This is a genomic window from Streptomyces sp. NPDC032161 (assembly GCF_040636995.1).
Lineage (GTDB): Bacteria > Actinomycetota > Actinomycetes > Streptomycetales > Streptomycetaceae > Streptomyces.
Genome location: NZ_JBEZVN010000007.1, coordinates 54,227 through 81,004, shown reverse-complemented (window position 1 = coordinate 81,004; position 26,778 = coordinate 54,227). Strand labels below are relative to the sequence as shown.

Genomic DNA, 26,778 nt, shown 5'->3' with positions numbered 1-26,778 from the left:
TCACTCCTGCCCGCCGTCGTCGTCTTCGTCCAGCTCCGACGCCTCCGGGTCGCGCAGCGGGCGCAGGGCGCCGGCGGCCGGGGTCGAGGCCGGGAAGCTGTAGCGGCCGAGCAGGTTCAGGTTGCGGTGCTTGAGCGGGGAGAGCCGGGCGATGTCCTCGTCCCGGATCTCGTGGCCCTCGGCCTTCAGCTGGGCGACGGCGGCGTCGATGTAGTGGGTCGTCCAGAGCACGATGGCGTTGAGGACCAGGCCGAGCGCGCCGAGCTGGTCCGCCATCCCGTCCCGGTACGCCTGGTGGATGGTGCCGCGCTTGCCGTGGCACACGTCGCGGGCGAGCTTGTGGCGGGACCGGCAGCGCGACCATGGAGGTGGGCAGGTCCTTCATCCGGTGGTGCCGTCCCCGAGGTGCACGAAGGCGTCGAGGAACCCGGTCCAGGCGTTCACCTCGAACAAAAGGTCCGGCAGGTCGATCTTCGGGAGTATCTTCTCGACCCGTTTGCGCAGCCAGGTCAGGGACTTCGGCCCGCCGAGCGCGCCGAGCTTGTCGACGTTCAGCTTCACCCACCCGTCGTCCTGCACCTCGATGGAGACCTTCGCCGTCGGCCCCGCCTCCTCCAGCCGTTCGGCGAGCTGCTTCCACCCGGCATCCAGGCCGCGCACCAGCTCCGTCAGGTGCTCGGTGACGGGCATGTCCAGGCCCAACCCGGCCAGCACGTCCTTCTCGACCGCCTCCCAGTCGGGCCCGTTCGCTGTGACCGGGATGGTTCACCGTGATCGGAAGGCGGCTCGCGGGACGAGCACATGCGAAACGGCTGGTATTACTGGGGCATGCAGGAAGAGACCGCACGCTCCGCGATCGACACGTTCATCTCCGCGTTCAACGCCTCGGACGACAGCTATGTGACTGCCCTGCTCTCCCAGGCCCTGACCTCAGACGTGGTCTTCTGGGGACCGTTGGGCCGCAGCGAAGGAATCGCGGCGGTCGAGCGGTTCGTGCTGGACATCCGGCGCCACCCGGCGGGGACCGGCACGATGGTGCGCTGCTCAGCGGTGGACATGCCTCACGAATGGGCCCGGTACCAGTGGGTCTTCACCACGCCTGATGGAGGCCCCCGCCTGGCGGGAACGGATGTCGTCCATCTGCGACGGAGCCTCATCGACCAGGTCATCGTCTTCGCGGGGGAGATCGAGCCGTCCGCCTCCTGAGTCATCCTTCTGTCGCTGTCCTTCTCCTGAACTTGCCCCCTTCGGCGCTCGGGGGCTGCGGTTCGCAGTTGGTCAGGCTGCGGTGTTGAGGGGGCGTCCGCCCCAGCGGATGCCCTTTTTCGCTGCGGATGCGGGCACGTTCCTTGCGTTGGGCGGCGAGTACGTCGGGGTGGCGGGCGTTGGTGTTGCGCCAGCGCAGGTAGCGGTGCAGTGCCTGGGTTTGCGCGGGGTGGCTGCGGTGGTGGGAGTTGGCCAGGGTGAACTGCCGCAGCGGGCCGAAGTGGGCCTCGATCGGGTTGGCCCAGGAAGCGCGTAGGTCGGGTGAAGCACAGCTCGACCTTGTTCTTCTTCGCCCAGCGGCGGATGTCGGCGCCGGTGTGGGCGGAGGGGTTGTCCAGGATGATGTAGATCGGCGCGTCGTCGGGTCGGGTGGCGCGGATCGACTTGAGCGCGGCCAGGGTGTTGGCGGTGCCCTTGCGGCGGCGGTTGACGCCCCACAGGCGGTCGTCGCCCACGGAGTAGCAGCCGTCGAAGTAGGTGACGCCGTGGGTGCGACGGTAGGTCGCCGGCAGCCGGTTGGGCTCGGCCTGCTTGGCCCAGCAGGAGCCCGCGATGGGCCGGATCCCCAGGGGCCCGAACTCGTCGAAGGCGAAGACCCGGTCCGGGAAGCGGTCCAGCACCTGCTCGATCCGGTCGAGCTTGGCATCGCGATCAGGGTCGGGTGACTCCTTCCAGGTCTTGGTGCGCTGGAAGGTGATGTCGCGGCGGCGGAGCAGGCACCGTAAGGCTTCACGGCCGATGCGGATGACACGTCCGTGCGCATTCCGCAGGTAGGCGGCGAGTTTGCGGATCGACCAGCGGGTGAAGGGCTGGCCGAGCTTGCTGGGGCGAGTGGTGGCCGTCCGGATGACGAAGTCCTCGTCGTCACGACTGAGCAGGCGGGGACGGCCTCCCGCCCACTGAGGGTCAAGGCAGGCCAGGCCGATCTCGTTGAAGCGGTGGATCACATCGCGCACGGTGTCCTCGTCGGCCTGGACCAGCTGGGCGATCACCGGCACCCGGTTCCCGCCCGCCGAGGCGAGCAGCATCATCGCGCGCCGGTAGCGCACCGAACTCGTGCTGCCCCGGCGCACGATCTGCTGCAGCTTCTGCCCCTCCTGATCGGTCAGTCTGCGTACACGGACAGGCTCAGCCACCGCGCGTCCAGCGATCGGATCGGACGTCACATCCAACCGTCGCGACCACCAAGCCGGCGAACCTTCACGGTCACAGCACTAGTGCCGGGAGCGGCACTAGCTACCCGTGATCGTTCTCAGCGCCAACGGCTGTAGCGATGTTCCCCGAGGCCGGGCCAGGCTCGGCAGGTCTGCCAGGTCCCGCTGGCCCCGGCAGGACCTACTGGGCCGGGGGCTGCTTGTCCGGCAAGTTCACCGGTGCGGCAATTTCTACTGGGTCGGCGATTTCTACTGGTCCGGCAGGTCGGGCAGACCCGACGGGAGTGCCCCTGGCGCGGTCTTTGCCAGGGTGTCCTTCGTGCCGGCGGACCAGGACACCACGACGGTCCGGCCGTTGACGGACTCCACGGTCCCGTCGGTGCGGTCCGTGCTTCCGTCGGCGCACTTGAGCGTCAGCGTCACCCTGCCGGTGTCCCGCACCTCGCCCGTGCAGGCGCCCTGCTCGGTGATGAGCACCGCCTTCCCGGACGCGACGGACAGGACCACCGCCTTGCCGTCGGTCTTCCCGGCCCACGCCCCTTCCAGCGCCCCGGCGCCGTTGGTCGAACCGCTCCCCGAGCCACTCCCCGAACCGTTCCCCGGCCCGCCCCCGGTATCGTCTCCGGAGCCGTCGCCACCGGGAGCCCGGCCGGTCTTCCCGGCGTCCTGTCCGTTGCCCGGGCCGTTCTTTCCCCCGTCACCGCCGTCACCGCCGCCGCAGCCGGTCAGCGTGAGCGCGGTGAGGAGTCCGGCGGCGATCACGGCGCCGGAGCGTACGACTTTCCACATCTGGAATTCCCCCTCGTACGGCATAAAGACCGCGCCAAGCTACCAGCGCGCGGTATCGGGATGGGCGGGCCGAGGCGGGGTAGGCGAACCGAAGAGGCATCCCGGATGCCTCTTCCTGCGTCTGAGTCTGTAATCGCGGGAACACCTTGTGTGCACGTGCATCCGCTCATGCATCTGCTCATGCATGGATATCTGAACAAGGTTATGATCCGAGACAGTTGACACTTGCACCTTGTAACTCGGGGAGCGTCCTGTGCACCACGTGTACAACGGCATGGCGGCCACAGAGCTTCGCGGAGTCGTCTGGCAGAAGAGCAGATACAGCAACTCCCAAGGATCCTGCGTGGAGTTCGCGAAACTGCCCGGGGGAGATGTGGCGATGCGGAATTCGCGCCACCCCGACGGTCCGGCACTGGTCTATACGCCGGCCGAGATAGAGGCGTTGCTGCTCGGCGTGAAGGACGGCGAGTTCGACCATCTCGTCGCGGGCGGCTGACCCGAACCCTCAACGGGCCTTGCGCAGAACGGAGTTCGAAGCAGAGCGGGCGTCGCGCGGGCCGGTGGGGTCGCCGGTGTCACCCGTCGACTGTTCACCCGATCGTCCCGACCGTCGCCCACCGGCATTGGCCTGGCGCCCACCGGGCGATGCCCCGCCCGTCGCCGGACGGCCCGGCACCCATGCGGTCAGGTGTCCCGCCCCGGTCAGGTGTCCCGCCCCGTCCGCCCGACGGTCGGTCGTCGGCTGTCCGCCCGTCGGCCGGTCGTCGGCTGTCCGCCCGTCGGCCGGTCGTCAGCTCGTCAGCTGTCCACCCGGTGCGCGGGTGTACGGCACCCGGGGGGCCGCCGACGCGGCCTCCGGGCACCCGGACAGCCGGAACAGCGCCCAGACGACCTTCCCGCGCGGCATCACCCCGGCCCCGACGCCCTCCGCGCCCAGGAAGGGGGAGGGGTACCAGCCCCATGAGTCGCTGATGGACTCCACCAGGAAGAGGCCGCGCCCGGACTCCGCGGAGTCCGCCGCCTCCGAGGCGATCGGGCTCTCCTGGCTGGGGTCGCGCACCGCGCACACCAGACGTGAGCTCCAACGCATCAAGTGCAGTCGTACGGGTGGTTCCTGCGGATCCGGCGCGATGTCCGAGGGAAGCGCGTGGCGCAGTGCGTTGGTGACGAGTTCGGAGACGACCAGGGCGACGTCGTCGAAGCGGTCGTCCAGCCCCCAGCCGGTCAGTGTCGTCCGGGTGAACCGTCGCGCCCCGCTCACGGCTTCGTAGCGGGCGGGCAAGGTGCAGGTGGCCGAGCCGGAGACGGCTGAGGGATCGATGGGTGGAAGCCCTTGCCGTAACGGCGCGAGCATCGTCGATCCATTCGTCCCCATGCGAGGCACTCCCGGGATTCGCGGCTGTATCGGTACTACGGGGTACAGCGGCACAACACGAACGAGCACGCAGGTGCGCGATGGCCATCGTTCCGAATGCGCCGAGCAGATGCAAGGGCAGATGCACGTGCACGCGCCGGACCTGTCCGATCCCGTGCCGGTTCTTGGGCATTTCTTCCTGCGGGGATTTTCACAGCTTTACGAAGCCCTTCCCGTCTGCGTAATCGAATGAGTACGGGGCGAAGCGTTTTGGTGGCAGAATCCGGCACTTGGGGTTCGGGGGGCGGCCCCTTGTCCAGGAAGCGATGGGGAGGACCGGACCAGTGGCGGCAGGCGAGTCGAGTGGATCTGTGGTGCGGCGCATCCTGCTGGGCTCACAGCTCAGGCGATTGCGTGACTCGCGTGGGATCACCCGCGAGGCGGCCGGCTACTCCATCCGGGCATCCGAATCCAAGATCAGCCGCATGGAGTTGGGACGGGTGAGCTTCAAGGCCAGGGACGTAGAGGACCTGCTCACGCTCTACGGAGTCACGGACGAGGCGGAGCGCGAGGCCCTGCTGGGCCTGGCGCGCGAGGCCAACGTGGCGGGGTGGTGGCACAGTTACGGAGACGTGCTGCCGGGGTGGTTCCAGACGTACGTCGGCCTGGAGGGCGCGGCGTCGCTCATCCGGGTGTACGAAGTCCAGTTCGTCCACGGGCTGTTGCAGACCGAGGCGTACGCGCACGCGGTCGTCACCCGGGGTATGGGTGGTGACGCCCCCGCCGTCGAGGTCGAACGCCGCGTCGCGCTGCGGCTGGAACGCCAGAAGGCCCTCGTGTCCGAACGCGCGCCGCGTTTCCACGCGGTGCTGGACGAGGCGGCGCTGCGCCGCCCGTACGGGGACCGCGAAGTGATGCGCGGGCAATTGCGGCATCTCATCGAAATGTCCGAGCACCCCAACATCCTGCTTCAGGTGATGCCCTTCAGTTTCGGCGGACACGCGGGAGAGGGGGGTTCATTCACCATGCTCCGATTCCCGGAATCCGATCTGTCGGACATCGTCTACTTGGAGCAGCTGACAAGTGCGCTCTATCTGGACAAGGCCGAAGAAGTCGCTCAGTACGAAAAAGCCATGACGCGGTTGCACGAGGACAGTCCGGGGCCCGAGGAGAGCCGCGATCTCCTTCGTGGTCTCCTCCAACTGACCTGATTCATCGTTACGATGACGGTCCGATGGGAGTCTGCACCTGAGTTGGGGATCGTATGTCGTTCTTCTACGAGCTGGCCGACCAGTACATCGACGGTGAGTGGCGGACCGGAACCGGCTCGTGGGACATCATCGATTTCAATCCCTACAACGGTGAGAAACTCGCCGCGATCACCATCGCCACCGCGCGCGAGGTCGACCTGGCCTACCGCGCCGCCGAACGCGCCCAGCGGTCCTGGGCCGCCACGGGACCGTACCGACGCCGGGCAATTCTGGAACGTGCGCTGCACATCATCGAGGAGCAGCACGAAGCGATCGTCGAGGTCGTCATCGACGAACTGGGCGGCATCCGTTCCAAGGCCGAGCAGGAGATCCATGTCGCCAAGGAATTCCTGCGCGACGCGACACGGCTGGCGCTGAGCCCCATGGGCCGCATTCTGCCCTCCCCGGTGGACGGCAAGGAGAATCGTGTCCACCGCAGGCCGATAGGCGTCGTCGGTGTCGTAAGTCCCTTCAACTTCCCTTTCCTGGTGGCGATGAAGTCCGTCGCTCCGGCTCTCGCCCTCGGCAACGCCGTCGTCCTCAAGCCCAACCAGAACGCCCCGGTCTCCGGCGGTGTGCTGCTGGCGAAGATCTTCGAGGACGCCGGGCTGCCCGCGGGACTCCTCAACGTGCTGATCACCGATGTCGCCGAGATCGGGGACGCGTTCATCGAACACCCCGTGCCGAAGATGATCTCCTTCGCGGGTACGGACCGGGTCGGCCGGCACGTCGGCGCCGTCGCGGCCGGGCACTTCAAGCGCACGATCCTCGAACTCAGCGGCAACAGCGCCCTGGTGGTGCTGGACGACGCGGACGTCGACCATGCCGTCGACGCCGCCGTCTTCAGTCGATTCATGTACCAGGGCCAGGTCTGCATGGCCGCCAACCGCGTCCTGGTGGACCGCCGTGTCGAGCGGGAGTTCACAGAGAAGTTCACCGCCCGGGTGGCCGCGCTGCGGACCGGCGACCCCCGCGACCCGCGGACCGAGATCGGCCCGGTCATCAACACGTTCCAGGCCGACGCGCTGACCGCCTTCGTCGACCAGGCCCTCGCCGAGGGGGCCACCGCGCCCGTACGGGGCCGTACGCGCGGCAACCTCGTCGAACCGACCGTGCTCACCGGGCTGCCGGAGGACTCCCCGCTGCTGTCCCAGGAGATATTCGGCCCGGTGGTGGTCCTGATGACGTTCGACGGCGAGGACGAAGCCGTACGGATCGCCAACGCCACCCCGTACGGTCTGAGCGGCGCCGTCCACACCCGTGGCATCGAGCGCGGGGTGCGGTTCGCGCGGCGCGTGGTCAGCGGGATGTTCCACGTCAACGGTCCCACCGTCCAGGACGACCCGCTGGTGGTCTTCGGCGGCGAGAAGTCCTCCGGGGTCGGCCGGCTGAACGGCGAGGCGGCCGTGGAAGCCTTCACGACCCAGACGTGGATGTCCATCCAGCACGGGCGGAGCGCGTTCCCCTTCTAACGACCTCGTCCACGATTGTCAGCGGCGTCGCGGTGTCTGGGACCTCCGCCTCCGGCGTTGTCGTCAGTCCCCGACGCTCCGCGTCGACTCCCTCCTCCGCCTTGGATTCGAAGGCCCCAGACGCCGCTCCTTCCTCCACTGCCAATCGTGGACGAGGTCGTAAGGTGCCCGCTGCGGGGAGCGTGTTTCGGGCGTCCGCCGCGCAATGAGGTCAGGATCTGACCTCTCGGGGTCCTAGCGTGACCGGTGTCTGGAAGAACAAGCAGAATCCGGCACGGTTCCCGAGGTGGACATCATGGTCACTCACGTTCCCGCAGAAGCTTTCGGTGACGAGCGCGGCGCGCTTCTCTCCTTCGTCGAGGCACAGCGCGGCGCGATCCGACGCTCACTGATCGGTCTGACCGCGCAGCAGGCGGCGGGCCGACCCAGCGCGAGCGAACTGTCCCTGGGCGGGCTGCTCAAGCACGTCGCCGAGACGGAGCTCAACTGGCTGCGGATGGCCCAGCAGCGGCCGAGCGAGACCTCGCGCAACCAGGAGACCTGGGCGGACAGTTTCCGGCTCGCCGGTGACGAGACCGTGGAGGGGATGCTGGAGTTCTGGGAGGACGTCGCGGTCCAGGTCGAGAAGTTCATCCGCTCGGTGCCCAGCCTGGACGACACCTTCCCGCTTCCCGAGGCGCCCTGGTTCCCCAAGGAGGGGCGGGTCTCGATGCGCTGGCTGCTGCTCCACCTCGTCGAGGAGCACGCGCGTCACGCCGGACATGCCGACATCATCCGGGAGTCCTTGGACGGCAGCACCGCGCTCGAGCTGGTCGCCAAGGCGGGGGGTTACGCTGGTCAAAGTTGATCAGAAGGGGTGCGTGACATGTCCGCGATCCGGCTGCTCGTCCTGTGCGCGGTGCGTCAGCACGGGCGGGCGCACGGCTACCAGGTCCGCAACGACCTGGAGTACTGGGGCGCCCACGAGTGGTCCAACGCCAAACCCGGATCGATCTACCACGCGCTGAAGCAGATGGCGAAGCAGGGGCTGCTGGTCGCCCACGAGACCGCTCCGAGCACGGTGGGCGGCCCGCCGCGGACCGAGTACGAGATCACCGAGCGGGGGAACGAGGAGTACCTGGCGCTGCTGCGCGAGGCACTGACCTCGTACGACCAGAAGCCAGACGCACTGGCGGCGGGCCTCGGCGGCATGGTCGACCTGGAGCGGTCCGAGGTGATCGGGCTGCTCAGGCAGCGGGTGGCCGGTCTCGTGGCCTGGCGGGCATCGGTCACGGAGTACTACACGCCGGAGGCCGGGCCCGAAGCGCTCGGGCACATCGGCGAGATCATGAACATGTGGGTCCACTCGGCGGATGCCGGGGCCGAGTGGACGCGCGGGCTGATCGCCCGTATCGAGGGCGGGGCGTACAGCTTCGCGGGGGAGGGCGAACCGTTCGTCGGCGTGCTCGCGGAGGGGCAGGAGAATCCGTACGCGACGGGCGTCCAGGATCCCGGCGACGACGAGTGACCGGGCGGAAGGGCGAGTGACCGGTCGGAACTCGGTGGTGGAGGCCGGTGACGCACGTCAGCGACGGACGTCAGTGGTGGAAGGAGGTCGCCGCCTGCTTGTCGTGGCTCAACGGATGCGGCTGACGGCGTAGTTCGGGCAGGATCAGCCGGAGGTCCTCCGTGAGCAGTTCGGCCAGGTCCGACGAGAAGCCGTTGCGGCACACCACCCGCAGCACGGACAGGTCCTGCCGGTTGGCCGGGAAGGTGTACGCGGGCACCAGCCAACCGTGCTCGCGCAGCCGCCGCGACACGTCGAAGACGTCGTACGCCTCCACGTCCGGTGTGGTCGTCAGCGCGAAGACGGGCAGCTGATCGCCCCGCGTGAGCAGCCGGAAGTCCCCCAACTCCTCGATCTTTTCCGCCAGTTCGCAGGCGATGTCGCGGGACGACTGCTGGACGGCCCGGTATCCGTCCCGGCCCAGCCGCAGGAACGTGTAGTACTGCGCGACCACCTGGGAGCCGGGCCGGGAGAAGTTCAGCGCGAAGGTCGGCATGTCGCCGCCCAGGTAGTTGACCCGGAAGACCAGCTCCTCGGGAAGTTCGGCGGGTGAGCGCCACAGCGCCCAGCCGACGCCGGGGTAGACCAGTCCGTACTTGTGGCCCGAGGTGTTGATCGAGGAGACCCGGGGCAGCCGGAAGTCCCACACCAGGTCCGGGTCCAGGAACGGCGCGATCATCCCGCCGGACGCCCCGTCGACATGGACGGGGACGTCGAGGCCGGTGCGTTCCTGGAGCGCGTCCAGGGCGGCGCAGAGTTCGGCGATCGGCTCGTACGAGCCGTCGAAGGTGGAGCCGACGACGCCGACGACGCCGATGGTGTTCTCGTCGCAGAGGTCGGCCGCCGCCTGCGGGTCGAGATGGAAGCGGTCGCCCTCCATCGGGACCTGCCGCGCCTCGATCTCCCAGAAGTTGCAGAACTTCTCCCAGCAGACCTGCACGTTGATGCCCATGACCAGGTTCGGCCGGGCGGACGCCGGGTAGCGGTCGGCGTTCCTGGCCGCCCAGCGGCGTTTCAGCGCCATCCCCGCCAGCATGCACGCCTCGCTGGAGCCGGTCGTCGAGCAGCCCACGGCGGCCGACGGGTCGGGTGCGTTCCACAGATCGGCGAGCATCGCCACGCACCGTCGCTCCAGCTCCGCGGTGCGCGGGTACTCGTCCTTGTCGATCATGTTCTTGTCGCAGCACTCGCCCATCAGCACCCTGGCCTGGGGCTCCATCCAGGTGGTGACGAAGGTGGCGAGGTTGAGCCGTGCGTTGCCGTCCAGCATCAACTCGTCGTGGACCAGTTGGTACGCGGTCGACGGCGGCATCGGCCCGTCGGGAAGCCGGTGGCGCGGCGGCGCCGTCTCCATGCCGGCGACCGGATCGGCCTCCCCGAAGAAGGGGTTGAGGGCGAGCCTGCGGCGTTCCCGGGACGGTTCCGTGCCGCGGGGCGAACCAGTGTGGAGAGACATCGGCGGACAGCCCTTCTCGGCTCTCGACGGACTTCTTGCGGTGGGGGGATCAACTCTCCGCGGCGAGGCCGTCCTTGATGGCGTGGGCGAACTTCACGACCCGCTCGGCCTGGATCCGGGCGGCGGTCAGCGTCTGCTCGCCGACCGGGATGTCGCCCTGTCCCGACACGTGCGAGGTGCCGTACGGATTCCCGTCGACGAACTTCGCGGGGTCCGTGTGACCGGGGGGACCAGGATGCCGCCGAAGTGGTGAACCGTGTTGTAGAGCGCCAGCAGGGTGGATTCCTGGCCGCCGTGCGGGGTGCTGGTGGAGGTGAAGCCGCTGTACACCTTGTCGGCGAGCCGGCCCGCCTGCCAGGGGCCCCCGAGGGTGTCCAGGAACTGCTTCAGCTGGGAGGTGACGTTGCCGAAGCGGGTGGGTGTGCCGAGGGTCACGGCGTCCGCCCGGATCATGTCGTCGGGCGACGCCTCGGCGACATCGGCGGTCGCCTTCGCGTTGGCGGCCCAGGCCGGATTGGAGTCGATGGCGGCCTGCGGGGCGAGTTCGGCGGCCTTGCGCAGCCGTACCTGTGCACCGGTCTTCTCCGCTGTACTCCGCGACGGCCTTGGCCATCGCGGCGACCGTGCCGGTCGAGGAGTAGTGGATGACGGCGACGTTGACGGGCGTGGACATCGCGGAGACCTCCGGCAGGCACGAGGGAACGCCTCCGAACATATCCGGGCGTATCCGTATGGAGAGGACGATACGGAACATGGGGGCGTCCGGCGCGTCGGTCGGCCACTCGGCCGAGCGGCCGACCTGTCGACCGGCCGAGCGGTGCTGTGAGGGGGCTCGGGCTTGCACCTCACGTGACGTCAGGACGCAGGATCGGAACGTACCCGGGATTCAGGCGTCCCCGGGGCGGGAGGCGCCGGGAGCGGAGAAGGGAGCGGGGAGGGTCGTGGACTACTCCGTGGGACAGGTGGCCGGCTTCGCCGGGGTCACGGTGCGCACCCTGCACCACTACGACGCCATCGGGCTGCTCTCGCCCGGCGGGCGCAGCCACTCCGGTCACCGCCGGTACGACGACGCGGACCTGGACCGGTTGCAGCAGATCCTGTTCTACCGGGAGCTGGGCTTCCCGCTCGATGAGATCGCGGTACTGCTCGACGACCCGGACGCGGACCCGCAGGACCACCTGCGCCGCCAGCACCGACTGCTGACCGACCGGATCGCCGGGCTCCAAAGGATGGCGGACGCCGTCGAGACAGCCATGGAGGCACGGAAGATGGGCATCAACCTCACGCCGGAGGAGAAGTTCGAGGTGTTCGGGGACCAGGACCCCGAGGAGCACGCGGAGGAGGCCGAACGCCGCTGGGGCGGCACCGACGCCTACGCCGAGTCGCAGCGCCGGGCCGCCCGGTACACGAAGGAGGACTGGAAGCGGATGCAGGTGGAGGTGGCCGACTGGGACGCCGCCTACGCCGCGCTGATGGAGGCCGGCGAGCCGGCCACCGGTGCGCGCGCCATGGACCTGGTCGAGGCGTACCGGCAGCACATCACCAAGTGGTTCTACCCGTGCTCGCCCGAGATGCATCGGGCGCTCGCGGAGATGTACGTGTCCGACCCGCGGTTCCACGCTCGCTACGAGTCGATCCGGCCCGGCATGGCCGAGCACCTGCGCGACGCCGTCGTCGCCAACGCGGAACGCCTCTCGTAGTCGCGCGCGGCCGTGCGGCGGCCGCGCGAGGGGGGATTTGTTCGGGTTGGCCCGGTCTGCGCGCCCGTGAGGGAGACTGGAACCCGACGACGCCATTTCGCGTTGATAGCTTTGGGCGGCCACGCAGTTGTCGGCGGCCACGCAGCCGCCATCGACCGACTCAGGAGCCCGGACCCTTGAATACGCTTGCGCTCGGACCGAGCTGGCTGGACCCGGACTATCTCATCAACACCTTCGGACTCCCCGGTGTTCTTCTCATCGTCTTCGCCGAGTCCGGACTGCTGATCGGCTTCTTCCTGCCCGGTGACTCCCTGCTCTTCACCACGGGCCTGCTGGTGACCACGGACCAGCTGCGGTCCCCGCTGTGGATGGTCTGCACGCTGGTGGCCGTGGCGGCGATCATCGGTGACCAGGTGGGGTATCTCTTCGGCCGCAAGGTGGGCCCGGCGCTCTTCAGGCGCCCGGACTCCCGCCTCTTCAAGCAGGAGAACGTCGAGAAGGCGCACGACTTCTTCGAGAAGTACGGGCCGAAGTCGCTGATCCTGGCCCGCTTCGTCCCCGTGGTGCGCACGTTCACGCCGATCATCGCCGGTGTGAGCCGGATGAACTACCGCTCGTTCATCGTGTTCAACATCATCGGCGGGATCCTGTGGGGGGTCGGCGTCACGCTCCTCGGCTCCGCCCTCGGCAAGATCGAGTTCGTCCACAAGAACATCGAGGCGATACTCATCCTGATCGTGCTCATCTCGGTGGTGCCGATCGCGATCGAGTTCCTGCGGGCCCGTTCCAAGGCGAAGAAGGAAGCGGCGGCGGGTATCGCGGCTTCGGGCGACGGGGCGGCCGCCGACGGTGGCCCGGTCGCCGTCCAGCGCGGGCGCCACGCCAAGCGCTGACCGGGCCCCGGGACCCACGACACTCGCTTCCCACGGGGGCGTACGCGTACAGCGCGTACGCCCCCGCGGCGTGTCCACCGACTCGGTTCCTCGACTCCGTCCCCCGGTGTCGCGGGCCCGGACACTCGGGCAGCGGGCCCGGGGCCGAGACTCCGGCGGGAGTCCGGCGGGAGTCCGGCGGGGGGAGTCCGGAAACTCCGGTCCGGAGGTCGCGAGCGGCTCAGAAGCCGCGCGTCCGCTTGGCCGCGCGGCGGTTCGCCCCGCCGACCTCTCCCGGCACCCGCATGAACAACCGGGAGATCTCGCTCCCCAGGTTCACCCCGATGGCGATGGCCAGCGCCGTCGCCACGGCGGTGGACAGCGACACGAGCCCGGCGTTCACGTTCCCCTGCGCCACGGCCAGCAGCCCGAAGTACGTGGCCGAACCCGGCAGCAGCGGGCCGATCGCGGCCGTGATGAAGGGGAGCGACGAGGTGTGCCGGTAACGCGAGAAGAGCTGTCCGAACAGGCCCACCAGACCGGCCGCCGTCGCCGTCGCCAGCACCGGTGAGATGCCACCGGTACGGGCCATCGCCCCGAAGATCACCCAGGCCACGGCGCCGTTGAGGGTGACCGCCAGGACCGTGGAACGGTCCTGCTGGAGCAGGATCGCGAAGGCGAAACAGAGCGCCATCGACGCCAGGATCTGCACCACGGGCCGGTCGGGGGCGAAGAGCCTGGTCCCCGGGTTCAGCTGTGCGCCCAGCTGGAGGCCCATGTACAGCACGAGCAGCACACCGACGACGATGCCGATGAACAGGTACATGACTTCGAGCAGGCGTGCCGCCGCCGTGATGTAGAAACCGGTCAGCCCGTCCTGCACGCCCGCGACCAGGGCCCGCCCCGGCAGCAGCGCGAACAGCCCACCCGTGATGACCGCGGACGGCCGCAGGTCCGACCAGTGGGTCAGGGTCAGCGCCACGCCCAGCGCGGCGGGCGGCATCGCCGCCACCACGAACTGGTAGAACTCGGGCAGCCCGCGCCCGGCGCACAACCATGCGAGCCGGTCACCGAGCATCGCGCCGATCGCCGCCACCACGAACACCAGCGCGCCACCGCCGACCAGCACCGAGGCCGCCCCCGCGAGACCGCCGCCGGCCAGCGTCAGCACCCAGCCGGAGTACGGGTGCCGGTTGCGCCGTATCTCCGCCAGGCGCCGGTAGGCGTCCTCCAGCGAGACCTCGACGTCCCCGGTGGTGATGTCGTCGATGAGCCGGAAGACGGCGGCCAGCCGGGTGTAGTCGGTGCCCCGGCGGCGTACGGTGCGGCTCGCCGTCACCGGGTCGTCGACCAGCGACGGCTGGTACGAGATGGACAGCAGGGTGAAGGTGACCGTGGGCTCGCTGCGGTCCAGCCCGTAGCTGCGGGTCACCGCGAACATCGCCGCCTCGACGTCCTCGGCGCCCTCGCCGCCGGCGAGCAGCAGTTCCCCGATGCGCAGCGTCAGGTCGAGCACGCGCGGCACCGCCGGGCCCGTCTCGTCGGACTTCTGCACCAGCTCGGGCGCGGGACGCTCGGCGACCGGCATGCGCAGCATCGTGCGCATCCGGTCCTGCCAGGGAGCCTCCTTGGTCAGCCGGATCATCGGGCTGCCGTGCGCGGGAGTGAAGGCAGGAGGCGATTGGTGGGCGCGGTACGTGCTCGGCGGCGCGAAGGCGGAGCCGATCGTGTCCGAGCCCGAACCGGAACCCGGTCCCGAGCCGGAGGCGGAACCCGAAGCGGAACCCGCTCCGACCCCCTGGGGCTCGGTCGCCAGACCGGCCGGAACGGCGAATTCCGAGGTCGGGTGGTCGTCGTCCGCGGCCGGCGCGGGCGGCTCCACCCCCGCCGGTGGTACGAAGGCGCTGCGTGCCTCGTCGGACTGGGGCTTCTGGTCCTCCGGACCGCCCGGTTCCGCCACCACTCGACCAGTTCCTCCTCGGCTGTGCGACCTCGGCTCGCGGCTCTGCACCCCAGTATGGGCACGGGCGGGGGTGGTAACGCGAGGGCCGGACGTACGGAACGGGCGTAAGGAACGGGCGGGCGCGGCGGGCAGACGAAACGGGCGGCACTCCGTGGGAGGGAGTGCCACCCGTTTCCGGAACGTCAGCGTCGGTCGGGCCGCACACGGAACCGTGGGCGGGAGTCCGAGTGCGGAACCGCGGACGGAACCGCGGGCCGGAGCACAAACGGAACCGCGAACGGAACCGTGATCGGACCCGCGGACCGGACCGTGGACGTCAGTGCGCGCCGCCCTGCGCCTCAAGGCGCTTGTAGGACGCCTCGATCTCGGCCTCGGCCTCGGCGCGGCCCACCCAGTCGGCGCCCTCGACCGACTTGCCGGGCTCCAGGTCCTTGTAGACCTCGAAGAAGTGCTGGATCTCCAGGCGGTCGAACTCCGACACGTGGTGGATGTCGCGCAGGTGCTCCACCCGGGGGTCGGAGGCCGGCACGCACAGCAGCTTGTCGTCGCCGCCGGCCTCGTCCGTCATGCGGAACATGCCGATGGCGCGGCACTTGATGAGGCATCCGGGGAAGGTCGGCTCGTCCAGGAGGACCAGCGCGTCCAGCGGGTCGCCGTCCTCGCCGAGGGTGTTCTCGACGAAGCCGTAGTCCGCCGGGTAGCTCGTCGAGGTGAAGAGCCGACGGTCCAGACGGATCCGACCGGTCTCGTGGTCCACCTCGTACTTGTTCCGCGAACCCTTCGGAATCTCGATGGTGACGTCGAACTCCACGGGTGGCTCCTCCATGATCAAGACATACGACTGGTGATTAAGTGTCCCCCACGCAGATGTGTGCTCGCGAAAGGGGCTGGTCAACGGTGGACGAGCCGGTGAAGAGACCGTCGGTCAACCCGCTGGACAGACTGGGCGCACTCACCCGCAGGGGCGGTGCGACCAGGCTGAAGGGACTGAGCGACCGGCAGTTCACGGCCGTCGCCGCCGGCCTCGGTCTGGTGCTCGCGGCCGGCGCCGCCTTTGCCGCCGGCCCGTGGGACTCGGGTCAGCGTAAGGCCGAGCAGGACTGGGCCGCGGCCCGCGGCGGCACAGGTGGCGTACATCACGAAGCCGGTACGCCGTCCGGTGCGCGTCCCGCGCCCAGCGCCCCGCCCGTCCTCGCCCCCCTCTCCGCCCCGGGCGGCGCCGCCGACACCACGGACGACTCCGCCCCCGACGCCCGCACCGCCCCCGACGGGACGGCGTCCGCCCCGACCGCCGCCCTCGGCCGGCTGCTGAAGGACCCCGCCCTGGGCACCGCGCGCGCCGCCGTCGTCATCGACATCGCCACCGGGAAGCGGCTCTACGAGCACGGCGCCGACACGCCCATGACCCCCGCCTCCACGGTCAAGATCGCCACCTCGGCGGCCGCCCTGAGCGCGCTCGGCCCCCACCACCGCATCGCCACGACGGTCCGGGCGTCCCCCGACTTCCGTGCCGTCACCCTGGTCGGCGGCGGCGACCCCACCCTCGACAAGGCGGCCCTGCGCGCCCTGGCCGCCGACACCGCCCGGGCCCTGAAGCAGCGGGGTGTGACGAAGGTCCGCCTCGCGTACGACACCTCCCACTACTCCGGCCCCGCACGGCATCCGATCGGCCGCAACGAGAACATCGCGCCCCTCACCGCGCTGATGACCGACGAGGGCCGGCTGGACCGCAGCGACAGCGGGCCCGCCCCGCGCAGCGACGATCCGGCCGGCGACACCGCCCGCGCCTTCGGCGAACTGCTCGACGACGCGGGGATCGCCGTCCCGACCGGGCCGGTGTCCGGCCGCGCGCCCGCCGACTCCCGCCCGGTCGCCCGGCATCTGTCCGCCCCGCTCTCGGCCCTGGTCGAACGCGCCCTGACCAACAGCGACAACGACATCGCCGAGGCCCTCGCCCGGCAGACCGCCGTGGCGGCGGGCGAACCGGCCGACTTCGACGGCTCCCGACGCGCCGTCACCGCGCGGCTCGGCGCGCTCGAACTGCCGCTGAAGGGGGCGAACCTCGCCGACGGCAGCGGGCTGAACCGCAAGGACAAGGTCACCGCCGGACTGCTGGCCGGGCTCCTCGCCCGCGCCGCCGACCCGGCCCACCCCGAGCTGCGCCCGGTCCTCACCGGCCTCCCCGTGGCCGGGTTCACCGGCACGCTCAGCGACCGCTACACCGCGAAGTCCGCGGGCACTGGCCTGATCCGTGCCAAGACCGGCACCCTGACCGGGGTGAACTCGCTCGCCGGCACGGTCGTCGACGCACGGGGCCGGCTGCTCGCCTTCGCCTTCCTGGCCTCGGGCACCACCTCGCCGTCCGAGGCGCAGTCCTCCCTCGACGCCCTCGCCACCAGCCTCGCCGCCCCCGCCCGGTGAACCGGTGCGCCCGGTGAGCCGCTGCCCCTCCCGGCACCGGTCCGCCGGCTGCCCGGACCCCGGGCTTCCGGCGTGGCCCCGTCAACACCCCGGCGCGGACGGAGCCGAGCACGTACGGTTGACACATGACGAGCATCGGTGGGGCCGAGATGGTCGACTGGAATCTCGCGGTCGCGACCGCGACCCGGCTGGTCCGGCCCGGGCCGGAGATCAGCCGTGAGGAGGCCCGCGAGGTCGTCGCGGAGCTGCGTCGGCACGCCAAGGCGTCCGAGGACCACGTCCGCTCCTTCACCCGGATGATCCCCGAGGGGACCGAACCGGAGGACACCCCGGTCCTGGTCGTGGACCGGGCCGGCTGGATCCGGGCCAACGCCGACGGCTTCCGCGAACTGCTCCGCCCGCTGCTGGGGAAGATGCGCGAGCGGCGTGGCAACGGCCCCGGGGGAGTCGTGCTCGGCGCCGTCGGCGGCAAGGTGACCGGGGTCGAGGTGGGGATGCTGCTGTCGTTCCTGGCCTCCCGGGTCCTCGGCCAGTACGAGACGTTCGCACCCGCCGGGCGCGAATTCCCGGCCGCGGCCGACGGCGGCAGACTGCTGCTGGTCGCGCCGAACATCGTCCACGTCGAGCGCGAGCTGGCGGTCGACCCGCACGACTTCCGGCTCTGGGTCGCCCTGCACGAGGAGACCCACCGCACCCAGTTCACCGGTGTGCCCTGGCTGCGCGACCACCTCCAGGGCGAGATCCAGTCATTCCTCGAAGAGACCGACGTCGACCCGATGACCTTCCTGGAGCGGCTTCGCGAGGCCGCCCAGTCGCTGGCCGGGGGCCGCCCCGAGGGCGAGGACGGCGAGGAGGGCGGACGCAGCCTCGTCGAGCTCGTCCAGACCCCGGCCCAGCGGGAGATCCTCGGCCGGCTCACCGCCGTGATGTCCCTGCTCGAAGGGCACGCCGACTACGTGATGGACGGCGTCGGACCCGAGGTCGTCTCCTCCGTCGCCGAGATCCGCGAGAAGTTCCAGCAGCGCCGGGCGCGCGGGGCGAGCCGCCTCGACCAGGCGCTGCGCAAGCTCCTCGGGCTCGACGCCAAACTGCGCCAGTACCGCGACGGCGAACGGTTCGTCCGCGCCGTGGTCGACGAGGTGGGCGTGGATGGCTTCAACCGGGTCTGGACCTCGCCGAACACGCTCCCCACCAAGGCGGAGATCTCGAAGCCCGCGGACTGGATCGCGAGGGTGCACCGCAGGGCGGAGTGAGGGTGCACCGTAAGGCAGAGCCGTGACCATGGCGGCCACGACGGCGCGCGACAGGACAAGAACGCGCCGGTAATCACCCATCCGAGGGACCGTAGAGGCATGGGAAGGCGTGCAATGCTCGATGGACGGCTTGCCTCTGTCACCATCGATGCACTCTGAGTGACGGAATTCTCACTCGTCCTGTCACTCCTAGGCACTCCCGATACTCCACGAAGGGCACCGGACATGGGTCCCCATCCTGCGGTCGCGGCGATACGCCTGGCGGTCCGCCGCGTACTCCACGACGTACTCACCGAACACACTCGCAACAACGCCCGCGACAGTAACCACGGCCACACCTGCGACAACGCCGGACGCGCCCGCGACGCCGGGCACCCCCGGCGCACTCCGCACCCCGGGTTCGCCGAAGCCGGCGCGGGCAGACAGCGCCCCGCACTCCCCGATACCCCCCTGGTGCTCGTCGCATGCTCCGGCGGCGCCGATTCCATGGCACTCGCCTCCGCCCTCGCCTTCGAGGCGCGCAAGCTCGACGTCCGGGCCGGTGGCATCACCGTCGACCACGGCCTCCAGGACGGCTCCGACACCCGGGCCGCCGAAGTCGTCGACCGCCTCGCCGCCATGCACCTCGACCCGGTCGAGTCCGTCGCCGTGCGCGTCGGCCACGAGGGCGGGCCCGAGGCCGCCGCCCGTGACGCCCGCTACGCAGCCCTGGACGAGGCCGCCGAACGGCACGGAGCCGCCGCCGTGCTGCTCGGCCACACCCGCGACGACCAGGCGGAAACGGTGCTGCTGGGCCTCGCCCGCGGCTCCGGCATCCGGTCCCTCTCCGGCATGGCCGCCGCGTCCGGCCCGTCCGGCCGCTACCGCCGTCCCTTCCTCCAGCTCGACCGGCAGACCGCCCGCAAGGCCTGCCTCGTCCAGTCCCTGCCCGTGTGGGACGACCCGCACAACATCGATCCCGCCTACACCCGCTCCCGGCTGCGCCACGAGGGCCTGCCCGCCCTGGAGAAGGCGCTGGGCAAGGGGGTCGTCGAGGCCCTGGCCCGTACCGCGCAGCTCTCCCGCGACGACGCCGACGCGCTCGACACCTGGGCCGCCGAGGCCGAGCGCACCGTACGGGACGAGGCGGGCCGGCTGGAGTGCGCCAAGCTGTACGCGCTGCCGCCCGCCGTACGCCGCCGGGTGCTGCGCCGGGCCGTCGTGGAGGCCGGTTCCCCGGCAGGTTCGCTGTTCGCCCGGCACATCGAGGAGGTCGACCGCCTGATCACCGGCTGGCGCGGCCAGCGGGCCATCAACCTGCCCGGCCGCGTCGAGGCCATGCGCCAGGGTGGCAGACTTGTGATTCGGCAGAGCTGAAGCACGAGCGGCTGACACGCAGGCGAGAGGCCGCCGGTACGGGGCGCCGCCCCGGGCCCGGCAGGCACAGAAAGAGACGCGGGTGAACGAGAAGGACATGGGCACCGACCTCCAGTCGGTGCTCCTCACCAAGGAAGAGATCGACGCGAAGCTCGTCGAGCTGGCCGCGAAGATCGACGCGGAGTACGCGGGCAAGGACCTGCTCATCGTCGGCGTCCTCAAGGGCGCGGTGATGGTGATGGCGGACCTGGCGCGTGCGCTGTCCAACCCCGTCACCATGGACTGGATGGCCGTCTCGTCGTACGGCGCGGGCACCCAGTCCTCCGGAGTCGTCCGGATCCTGAAGGACCTGGACACCGACATCAAGGGCAAGCACGTCCTGATCGTCGAGGACATCATCGACTCGGGCCTGACCCTGTCCTGGCTGATGTCCAACCTCGGGTCGCGCGAGCCCGCGTCCCTGGAGATCTGCACGCTGCTGCGCAAGCCGGACGCGGCCAAGGTCGCGCTCGACTGCAAGTGGGTCGGTTTCGACATCCCCAACGAATTCGTCGTCGGCTACGGGCTGGACTACGCGGAGAAGTACCGCAACCTCCCCTTCGTCGGCACGCTCGCCCCGCACGTCTACGGCGGCTGACCGCCCGCGCGGTGCCGCCTTCCGGTACGGACCACGGCGGCGACCGGTGACGGGAACCTTTTACTCGATTCCCGTCGTTGAGACATGGAAGGACGGTTTTGACAGACGTCCCCGGCAGTCGCGGGTGACAATGCTGCGGTACCGTCCGAAGAACAGTCTTTTCTCACAGCAGCATTTACCTACGGGCAGGAGGGACGGGGCGTGATCGCCCCGTATGGATGGACGTGAAGCGATACTTCCGTGGGCCGGTCATGTGGATCGTGCTGGCCGTCCTCGCCGTGGTCGTGTTGATGCAGGTCGTCGGCTCGTCGGGCGGCTACAAATCGGTGGACACCGGCAAGGTGGTCCAGGCGATCAGCAGGGACCAGGTGGCGCAGGCCAAGCTGACCACCGGTGACGAACAGATCATCAAGATCGAGCTGAAGAACGGCCAGAAGCTCTCGGGCGAGTCCGGCAGCAAGTTCCAGGCGAACTACATCGGCAACCAGGGAGTCCAGCTCGCCGACACGCTGCAGCAGAAGTTCGAGAGCGGCAAGATCGACAAGGGCTACACGGTCTCCCCGTCGAAGCAGTCCCCGTTCATCTCGATCCTCCTGTCGCTGCTGCCCTTCGTCCTGATCGTGGTCGTCTTCCTGTTCCTGATGAATCAGATGCAGGGCGGCGGCTCCCGGGTCATGCAGTTCGGGAAGTCCAAGGCCAAGCTGATCACCAAGGACACCCCGAAGACGACGTTCGCCGACGTGGCGGGCTCGGACGAGGCGGTCGAGGAGCTCCAGGAGATCAAGGAGTTCCTCCAGGAGCCGGCGAAGTTCCAGGCCGTCGGTGCCAAGATCCCCAAGGGCGTCCTGCTGTACGGGCCTCCCGGTACGGGCAAGACGCTGCTCGCGCGCGCCGTCGCGGGCGAGGCGGGCGTCCCCTTCTACTCGATCTCCGGTTCCGACTTCGTCGAGATGTTCGTCGGTGTCGGTGCCAGCCGGGTCCGTGACCTCTTCGAGCAGGCCAAGGCGAACGCCCCGGCGATCGTCTTCGTCGACGAGATCGACGCCGTCGGCCGGCACCGCGGTGCCGGGATGGGTGGCGGTCACGACGAGCGCGAGCAGACGCTGAACCAGCTGCTCGTCGAGATGGACGGCTTCGACGTGAAGGGCGGCGTCATCCTGATCGCCGCCACGAACCGCCCGGACATCCTCGACCCGGCGCTGCTGCGTCCGGGCCGATTCGACCGGCAGATCGCGGTCGACCGGCCGGACATGCAGGGCCGCCTGGAGATCCTCAAGGTCCACCAGAAGGGCAAGCCGGTCGCGAAGGACGTCGACCTCGGCGCCGTCGCCCGGCGCACGCCCGGCTTCACCGGTGCCGACCTGTCGAACGTGCTGAACGAGGCGGCGCTCCTCACGGCGCGCAGCAACCAGAAGCTGATCGACAACAAGATGCTCGACGAGGCCATCGACCGCGTCGTGGCGGGCCCGCAGAAGCGGACCCGGATCATGTCCGAGAAGGAGAAGAAGATCACCGCGTACCACGAGGGCGGACACGCCCTGGTCGCGGCGGCTTCTCCGCAGGCGGACCCGGTCCACAAGATCACGATCCTCTCCCGCGGCCGCGCCCTCGGTTACACGATGGTGCTCCCGGAGGAGGACAAGTACTCCACGACGCGCAACGAGATGCTCGACCAGCTGGCCTACATGCTGGGCGGGCGGGCGGCCGAGGAGCTGGTCTTCCACGACCCGACCACTGGTGCGGCGAACGACATCGAGAAGGCCACGGCCACGGCCCGCGCGATGGTCACGCAGTACGGCATGACGGAGCGGCTCGGCGCGATCAAGTTCGGCGGCGACAACACCGAGCCCTTCGTGGGCCGGGAGATGGGCCACCAGCGCGACTACTCGGAAGAGGTCGCGGCCCTCGTCGACGAAGAGGTCAAGAAGCTCATCGAGACCGCCCACAACGACGCGTGGGAGATCCTCGTCGAGAACCGCGACGTGCTGGACAACCTCGTTCTCCAGCTCCTGGAGAAGGAGACCCTCGGCAAGGAGGAGATCGCCGAGATCTTCGCCCCGGTCGTGAAGCGCCCGGCCCGCCCGGCGTGGACCGGTTCCGCCCGGCGCACCCCGTCGACGCGGCCCCCGGTGCTCTCGCCGAAGGAGCTCGCGCTCACCAACGGCGCCACCACGGCGAACGGCTCGGTCGTCCCGGCGGACAGCGTTCCGGCGACCGAGGCGCTGCCGGAGGACCGCCCCGAGTCCTGACCCGGATGTGGTCCCTGTCACGGGGGCCGGACCGGGCTCGGAATGGATGCCGCGCCCTCGCAGGTTCTAGCCTGTGAGGGCGCGGCTTTTTCGTACGACCGTACGAGAAGTGTGTGCGGTGACAGCTCAGAGGAACGAGGCACAGATGACCGACCCGGTGACGTTGGACGGCCAGGGGCCGATCGGCGAGTTCGACGAGAAGCGGGCCGAGGCCGCCGTGCGCGAGCTCCTCCTCGCCGTGGGCGAGGACCCGGACCGCGAGGGGCTGCGCGAGACGCCGAGCCGGGTGTCGCGGGCGTACAAGGAGATCCTCGCCGGGCTGCGGCAGGTGCCCGAGGACGTCCTGACCACCACGTTCGATCTGGGGCACGACGAGATGGTCCTGGTGAAGGACATCGAGATCGTCAGCCTCTGCGAGCACCACCTGCTGCCGTTCCACGGGGTGGCCCACGTCGGCTACATCCCGGCGGAGAGCGGCAAGATCACGGGTCTGTCGAAGCTCGCCCGTCTGGTCGACGTGTTCGCCCGCAGGCCCCAGGTGCAGGAGCGGCTGACCACGCAGATCGCGGACTCGCTGATGCGCATCCTGGAGGCGCGCGGCGCGATCGTGGTCATCGAGGCGGAGCACATGTGCATGTCCGTCCGGGGCATCCGCAAGCCCGGCGCGAAGACGACGACCTCGGCGGTGCGCGGCCAGCTGCGCGACGCGTCCACGCGGGCCGAGGCGATGAGCCTGATACTGGCCCGCTGAGGCCCCTGCCCGGCCGGGGAGGGGCCTCGGGGCCCGTCCGGGCACGGAGTCCTCGCTCCGGCCGGGAGACGGCGGACGGCGGGGTTCTGGCTCCGGGGCCGGTGCCGCCGTCAGACGGACGAGCGGCTCTTGTCGCCGTCGCCGTCCTCGTCCTCCGGGAGCTTGCAGATGCGCTCCAGCCAGAGGGCCGCGGCGACCACCGCGATGCCGGCCAGGACCGCGAAGCCCGCGTAGATCGCCTGGTCGCGGCGGGCGGGGACGTCGAGGGAGCCGAGCAGGAAGACGCCCGTGCCGCCGTACATCCCGGAGACCAGGGCCACGACCAGCGCGCTGGCCTGGCCGAAGACGACGGCCCGTGCCGCCATCAGGGGTTCGACGCCCTTGGCTCCCGGCCGGCGCTCGCGCTGGGCGCGCAGCCGGGAACGGATGGAGAGCGCCGTCGCGAGCAGGACGGCGGCGATCACCGCGAGCACGATCGGCGCGGCGAGGGGAACGCTCGGCAGGCTGCCCAGGGAGTCCCAGAGGCGCGCACCGCCCCAGGAGAGCACCCCGGCCGCGGCGAAGAGGCCGATGAGTACCCCGAGCCGTAGTTGCTTCACCGAGTGATCCGCCCTTCGCCGCCCATGATCGTTTCCGTCCGGTCCTGCCCGGTCGTGTCCGGCCGGATTCCGTCCGTCGAGCCTAACGACTACTCGGGCAGACGGAGTTCCAGGTCGGCGCGGGGCTGTATGCCGTGGAGCCCTACATCGGCCAGCAGCTCCGCGACGGGACCGGCGCCCGGCAGCTGGGCGTCGGGCTCGATGTCGTGCCACGGGGCGAGGACGAAGGCCCGCTCATGGGCCCGGGGGTGGGGAAGGGTGAGCTCCGGGTCGTCGGAGACGACGTCCGCGTACGCCACGATGTCGACGTCGATGGTGCGCGGGCCGAAGCGCTCCTCGCGGACCCGCTCGAACGCCTCCTCGATGGCCTGGCCGCGCTCCAGGAGCGAGGACGGGGGGAGCGTCGTCTTCACCACGACCACCGCGTTGAAGTACGAGGGCTGGGAGCCGGGGGCGACGCCCCAGGGCTCCGTCTCGTACACCGGTGAGACGGCCTTGACCCGCAGGCCCGGGGTGTCCTCCAGCGCGTCTATGGCGCCCTGGAGGGTCTCCAGCCGGTTGCCGAGATTGGACCCCAGGGAGAGCACGGCGCGCTTGGGGTTGGAGAGGGTGCTGTCCGCGGCGTCCACCTGCGCGACCACGGAGGCGGGGACCGGCTGTACGGTCGGGTCGCTCTGCCCCTTGGTGGAAAAACCAGTCATACTCGGCTCCGTGTGATGGTGATGGTGACATCGTCGAAGGGGACGGTGATCGGCGCGTCCGGTTTGTGCACCACCACCTCCACCTCCTCGACCCCTTCGTGCTTGAGGCATTTCTGGGCGATGCGCTCCGCGAGCGTCTCGATCAGATCGACCGGTTCTCCCTGCACGACCTCGACGACCTCCTCGGCGACGATGCCGTAGTGCACCGTCTTGGTCAGGTCGTCGGTGGCTGCCGCGGGGCGGGTGTCCAGGCCGAGCACCAGGTCCACGATGAAGGTCTGGCCCTCTTCCCGTTCCCGGGGGAAGACGCCGTGGTGTCCACGGGCCTTGAGGCCGCGCAGCGCGACACGATCCACGCGAATCACTCCTGCTGTCGTTGGGCGTAGAGACACGGGGCCGTGTGCGGACGGCGAGGTGCTCTCTTTCGAATCTACCTTCGAGCACCGACAGTGCTCCCCCGCGGGGGCTATGGACAGGACCTCACGGGACTGGTAGCCGCTACTACCCGCAGACGTGAATTCCAACCCTCCCGGGAGGCGAACTTTCCGGTCGGGAGACGGCTTCCGGACGATCAGGAAAGGGCTCGTTCCCGCTCAGGAGATGGCTTTCGGCCGGTCAGGAGGCGCCTTCGCCGTTTCCGTTCCCGTTCTCGTCGTCGTCGGACTCGGTCAGTACGGGCGAGCCGTGGTGGGACCAGAGCTTCCAGCCGTCGGGGGTGCGCCGGAACACGTTGGTGGCCACGACGAGCTGGCCGACGAGCGGTCCCAGCGCGTTGCCGTCCTCGGCGGGCCCGCCGCTGAGGATGTTCTCCGTACAGGTCACCAGGGCCGTGTCGCCGGTCATCGAGACCGAGACGTCGGTCAGGAAGAACTGGATGTACTCGGTGTTGGCCATGATCAGGGCGTAACTCCGCAGCACCTCGCCGCGGCCGCTGAGCACCGGCCAGCCGGGGTGGACGCAGGAGACGGTGAGGTCCTCGCCCGGCAGCCACAGCCCGGACAGTTCGTCGAGGTCGCCGCGTTCCATCGCCTCGTAGAAGGCGGTGTTGGCCTGCTCGACGGCCGCGATGTCGGCGGCGGCCTCCGCGTGCTCGTCGCGCGGCCCGCTCACGCGGCGCCCTCGACGGCGCGGGCGACCCGGACGGCGTCGGCGGTGGCGCGCACCTCGTGGACCCGGACGGCCCAGGCGCCCGCGTGGGCGGAGAGCGCGGAGACCGCCGCGGTGGCGGCGTCACGTTCCCGGGCGGGCGGCGGCGCGCCCTCGCCGGCCAGCACATGGCCGAGGAAGCGCTTGCGGGAGGCGGCGACCAGCAGCGGGCGGCCCAGGGCGTGCAGGTCGTCGAGGTGGGCGACCAGGGTGAGGTCGTGGGCGGCGTCCTTGGCGAAGCCGAGGCCGGGGTCGATGACGATCCGTTCCGGGGCGACGCCGCCGGCGACCACGGCGTCCATCCGTTCCCGCAGCTCCCGGACGACCTCGGCGACGACGTCCTCGTACACCGCGCGGCTGTTCATCGACTCGCTGAAACCGCGCCAGTGCATGACGACGAACGGCACTCCGGCATCGGCGACGACCCCGACCATGGCCGGGTCGGCGAGGCCGCCGCTCACGTCGTTGACCAGGGCGGCCCCGGCCGCGACGGCCTCCTCGGCGACCCCGGCCCGCATGGTGTCCACGGAGACCGTGACGCCCTCGGCGGCCAGGCCCCGGACCACCGGGACCACGCGTCGCAGCTCCTCCGACGCGTCCACCCGGCTGGCACCGGGCCGGGTCGACTCGCCGCCGACGTCGATCAGGTCGGCGCCCTGCGCGACCAGGTCGAGGCCGTGTTTGACCGCGGCCGTGGTGTCGAACCAGCGGCCCCCGTCGGAGAAGGAGTCCGGGGTCACATTGACGACACCCATGACCGCACAGCGGTCCCACTCCGGCAGGCCCTGGACCGTGCCTCGTCCACGCAACGTACTCATGCGACCAGCGTAGGCCCCGTACGGT

Annotated in this window: 26 protein-coding genes and 3 pseudogenes; 15 read left to right on the top strand and 14 right to left on the bottom strand. The window is 70.1% G+C overall.

What is annotated here, in order from left to right; translation table 11 throughout:
* Both AB0E67_RS17645 and AB0E67_RS17640 read right to left on the bottom strand, forming a co-directional pair.
* Positions 1 to 345, bottom strand: a pseudogene (locus AB0E67_RS17645) (Tn3 family transposase); the annotation flags it as partial.
* Positions 346 to 381: 36 nt separating this feature from the next.
* On the bottom strand, positions 382 to 714 hold the full coding sequence (locus AB0E67_RS17640; RefSeq protein ID WP_362027257.1) for a hypothetical protein: 333 nt from the start codon (positions 712 to 714) through the stop codon (positions 382 to 384).
* 114 nt (positions 715 to 828) lie between these two features.
* Between AB0E67_RS17640 and AB0E67_RS17635 the strand changes: the two genes are divergently transcribed.
* Positions 829 to 1,206: a nuclear transport factor 2 family protein gene (locus AB0E67_RS17635; RefSeq protein ID WP_362027255.1), complete on the top strand. Its 378-nt coding sequence runs from the start codon at positions 829 to 831 to the stop codon at positions 1,204 to 1,206.
* Positions 1,207 to 1,278: 72 nt separating this feature from the next.
* Here the strand turns inward: AB0E67_RS17635 and AB0E67_RS17630 are convergent.
* Positions 1,279 to 2,402 (bottom strand): annotated as a pseudogene (locus AB0E67_RS17630) (IS630 family transposase).
* A 267-nt stretch (positions 2,403 to 2,669) separates the two neighbouring features.
* Positions 2,670 to 3,209, bottom strand: coding sequence for a hypothetical protein (locus AB0E67_RS17625; RefSeq protein ID WP_362027252.1), 540 nt, complete (start codon positions 3,207 to 3,209; stop codon positions 2,670 to 2,672).
* Between the two features lie 253 nt (positions 3,210 to 3,462).
* Between AB0E67_RS17625 and AB0E67_RS17620 the strand changes: the two genes are divergently transcribed.
* Positions 3,463 to 3,705 carry a DUF397 domain-containing protein gene (locus tag AB0E67_RS17620; protein ID WP_073789582.1) on the top strand — a complete coding sequence of 81 codons (243 nt, stop codon included), beginning with the start codon at positions 3,463 to 3,465 and terminating at the stop codon, positions 3,703 to 3,705.
* Positions 3,706 to 3,999: 294 nt separating this feature from the next.
* Here AB0E67_RS17620 and AB0E67_RS17615 read toward each other — a convergent pair whose 3' ends face one another.
* Positions 4,000 to 4,563 carry an ATP-binding protein gene (locus AB0E67_RS17615; protein ID WP_362027563.1) on the bottom strand — a complete coding sequence of 188 codons (564 nt, stop codon included), beginning with the start codon at positions 4,561 to 4,563 and terminating at the stop codon, positions 4,000 to 4,002.
* On the opposite strand from AB0E67_RS17615, the gene AB0E67_RS17610 reads away from it, so the two are divergent.
* The 5 genes from AB0E67_RS17610 to AB0E67_RS17590 all read left to right on the top strand — a co-directional run bounded on the left by AB0E67_RS17610 (position 4,499) and on the right by AB0E67_RS17590 (position 8,792).
* On the top strand, positions 4,499 to 4,816 hold the full coding sequence (locus AB0E67_RS17610; RefSeq protein ID WP_351516982.1) for a hypothetical protein: 318 nt from the start codon (positions 4,499 to 4,501) through the stop codon (positions 4,814 to 4,816). The two genes, AB0E67_RS17615 and AB0E67_RS17610, sit on opposite strands and share 65 nt — an antisense overlap.
* 73 nt (positions 4,817 to 4,889) lie before the next feature.
* Complete coding sequence (locus AB0E67_RS17605) at positions 4,890 to 5,774, top strand: helix-turn-helix transcriptional regulator (protein WP_362027248.1); 885 nt, start codon at positions 4,890 to 4,892, stop codon at positions 5,772 to 5,774.
* A gap of 53 nt (positions 5,775 to 5,827) precedes the next feature.
* The gene (locus AB0E67_RS17600; protein WP_362027245.1) at positions 5,828 to 7,285 is read left to right on the top strand and encodes an aldehyde dehydrogenase family protein; all 1,458 of its coding nucleotides are present in this window, start codon (positions 5,828 to 5,830) and stop codon (positions 7,283 to 7,285) included.
* A gap of 295 nt (positions 7,286 to 7,580) precedes the next feature.
* A complete protein-coding gene (locus AB0E67_RS17595) occupies positions 7,581 to 8,132 on the top strand; it encodes a DinB family protein (protein WP_362027243.1) in 552 nt (183 codons plus the stop codon).
* Between the two features lie 18 nt (positions 8,133 to 8,150).
* Complete coding sequence (locus AB0E67_RS17590; RefSeq protein WP_362027240.1) at positions 8,151 to 8,792, top strand: PadR family transcriptional regulator; 642 nt, start codon at positions 8,151 to 8,153, stop codon at positions 8,790 to 8,792.
* A gap of 70 nt (positions 8,793 to 8,862) precedes the next feature.
* Here the strand turns inward: AB0E67_RS17590 and AB0E67_RS17585 are convergent, their stop codons facing one another.
* Entirely contained in the window at positions 8,863 to 10,287 is a 1,425-nt protein-coding gene (locus AB0E67_RS17585; protein WP_362027237.1) for a glutamate decarboxylase, read from the bottom strand.
* 49 nt (positions 10,288 to 10,336) lie between these two features.
* Positions 10,337 to 10,960 (bottom strand): annotated as a pseudogene (gene wrbA, locus AB0E67_RS17580) (NAD(P)H:quinone oxidoreductase).
* A 268-nt stretch (positions 10,961 to 11,228) separates the two neighbouring features.
* On the opposite strand from wrbA, the gene AB0E67_RS17575 reads away from it, so the two are divergent.
* Entirely contained in the window at positions 11,229 to 11,987 is a 759-nt protein-coding gene (locus AB0E67_RS17575) for a MerR family transcriptional regulator (RefSeq protein ID WP_362027234.1), read from the top strand.
* A 176-nt stretch (positions 11,988 to 12,163) separates the two neighbouring features.
* Positions 12,164 to 12,880 (top strand): VTT domain-containing protein, encoded by a 717-nt coding sequence (locus tag AB0E67_RS17570; RefSeq protein WP_362027231.1) that lies wholly within the window; start codon positions 12,164 to 12,166, stop codon positions 12,878 to 12,880.
* 220 nt (positions 12,881 to 13,100) lie between these two features.
* On the opposite strand, the gene AB0E67_RS17565 is transcribed toward AB0E67_RS17570, so the two are convergent.
* Both AB0E67_RS17565 and AB0E67_RS17560 read right to left on the bottom strand, forming a co-directional pair.
* Positions 13,101 to 14,822, bottom strand: coding sequence for a threonine/serine exporter family protein (locus AB0E67_RS17565; RefSeq protein ID WP_362027228.1), 1,722 nt, complete (start codon positions 14,820 to 14,822; stop codon positions 13,101 to 13,103).
* A 316-nt stretch (positions 14,823 to 15,138) separates the two neighbouring features.
* Positions 15,139 to 15,633: an inorganic diphosphatase gene (locus AB0E67_RS17560; RefSeq protein ID WP_351518875.1), complete on the bottom strand. Its 495-nt coding sequence runs from the start codon at positions 15,631 to 15,633 to the stop codon at positions 15,139 to 15,141.
* A gap of 86 nt (positions 15,634 to 15,719) precedes the next feature.
* Between AB0E67_RS17560 and dacB the strand changes: the two genes are divergently transcribed.
* The 6 genes from dacB to folE all read left to right on the top strand — a co-directional run bounded on the left by dacB (position 15,720) and on the right by folE (position 23,489).
* On the top strand, positions 15,720 to 17,243 hold the full coding sequence (gene dacB / locus AB0E67_RS17555) for a D-alanyl-D-alanine carboxypeptidase/D-alanyl-D-alanine-endopeptidase (protein ID WP_362027225.1): 1,524 nt from the start codon (positions 15,720 to 15,722) through the stop codon (positions 17,241 to 17,243).
* Positions 17,244 to 17,368: 125 nt separating this feature from the next.
* Positions 17,369 to 18,496, top strand: a complete 1,128-nt coding sequence (locus AB0E67_RS17550; RefSeq protein ID WP_362027222.1) for a zinc-dependent metalloprotease — start codon at positions 17,369 to 17,371, stop codon at positions 18,494 to 18,496.
* A 225-nt stretch (positions 18,497 to 18,721) separates the two neighbouring features.
* Positions 18,722 to 19,852 carry a tRNA lysidine(34) synthetase TilS gene (tilS, locus tag AB0E67_RS17545; protein ID WP_362027219.1) on the top strand — a complete coding sequence of 377 codons (1,131 nt, stop codon included), beginning with the start codon at positions 18,722 to 18,724 and terminating at the stop codon, positions 19,850 to 19,852.
* Positions 19,853 to 19,949: 97 nt separating this feature from the next.
* Positions 19,950 to 20,489 carry a hypoxanthine phosphoribosyltransferase gene (hpt, locus tag AB0E67_RS17540; protein WP_335938371.1) on the top strand — a complete coding sequence of 180 codons (540 nt, stop codon included), beginning with the start codon at positions 19,950 to 19,952 and terminating at the stop codon, positions 20,487 to 20,489.
* Between the two features lie 218 nt (positions 20,490 to 20,707).
* A complete protein-coding gene (ftsH, locus tag AB0E67_RS17535) occupies positions 20,708 to 22,738 on the top strand; it encodes an ATP-dependent zinc metalloprotease FtsH (protein ID WP_362027216.1) in 2,031 nt (676 codons plus the stop codon).
* Positions 22,739 to 22,883: 145 nt separating this feature from the next.
* Positions 22,884 to 23,489, top strand: coding sequence for a GTP cyclohydrolase I FolE (gene folE, locus AB0E67_RS17530; protein ID WP_073789601.1), 606 nt, complete (start codon positions 22,884 to 22,886; stop codon positions 23,487 to 23,489).
* Positions 23,490 to 23,599: 110 nt separating this feature from the next.
* Here the strand turns inward: folE and AB0E67_RS17525 are convergent, their stop codons facing one another.
* From AB0E67_RS17525 to folP, 5 genes are all read right to left on the bottom strand, one after another.
* Positions 23,600 to 24,088, bottom strand: coding sequence for a DUF3180 domain-containing protein (locus AB0E67_RS17525; RefSeq protein WP_362027213.1), 489 nt, complete (start codon positions 24,086 to 24,088; stop codon positions 23,600 to 23,602).
* Between the two features lie 89 nt (positions 24,089 to 24,177).
* Positions 24,178 to 24,789 (bottom strand): 2-amino-4-hydroxy-6-hydroxymethyldihydropteridine diphosphokinase, encoded by a 612-nt coding sequence (folK, locus tag AB0E67_RS17520; protein WP_362027210.1) that lies wholly within the window; start codon positions 24,787 to 24,789, stop codon positions 24,178 to 24,180.
* Entirely contained in the window at positions 24,786 to 25,145 is a 360-nt protein-coding gene (gene folB, locus AB0E67_RS17515; protein ID WP_073789606.1) for a dihydroneopterin aldolase, read from the bottom strand. The genes folK and folB overlap by 4 nt, the downstream gene beginning before the upstream one ends.
* Before the next feature lie 259 nt (positions 25,146 to 25,404).
* On the bottom strand, positions 25,405 to 25,899 hold the full coding sequence (locus AB0E67_RS17510; RefSeq protein ID WP_362027207.1) for a nuclear transport factor 2 family protein: 495 nt from the start codon (positions 25,897 to 25,899) through the stop codon (positions 25,405 to 25,407).
* Positions 25,896 to 26,753: a dihydropteroate synthase gene (gene folP, locus AB0E67_RS17505; RefSeq protein ID WP_362027204.1), complete on the bottom strand. Its 858-nt coding sequence runs from the start codon at positions 26,751 to 26,753 to the stop codon at positions 25,896 to 25,898. Before folP ends, AB0E67_RS17510 begins: the two co-directional genes overlap by 4 nt.
* Positions 26,754 to 26,778: the final 25 nt, after the last annotated feature.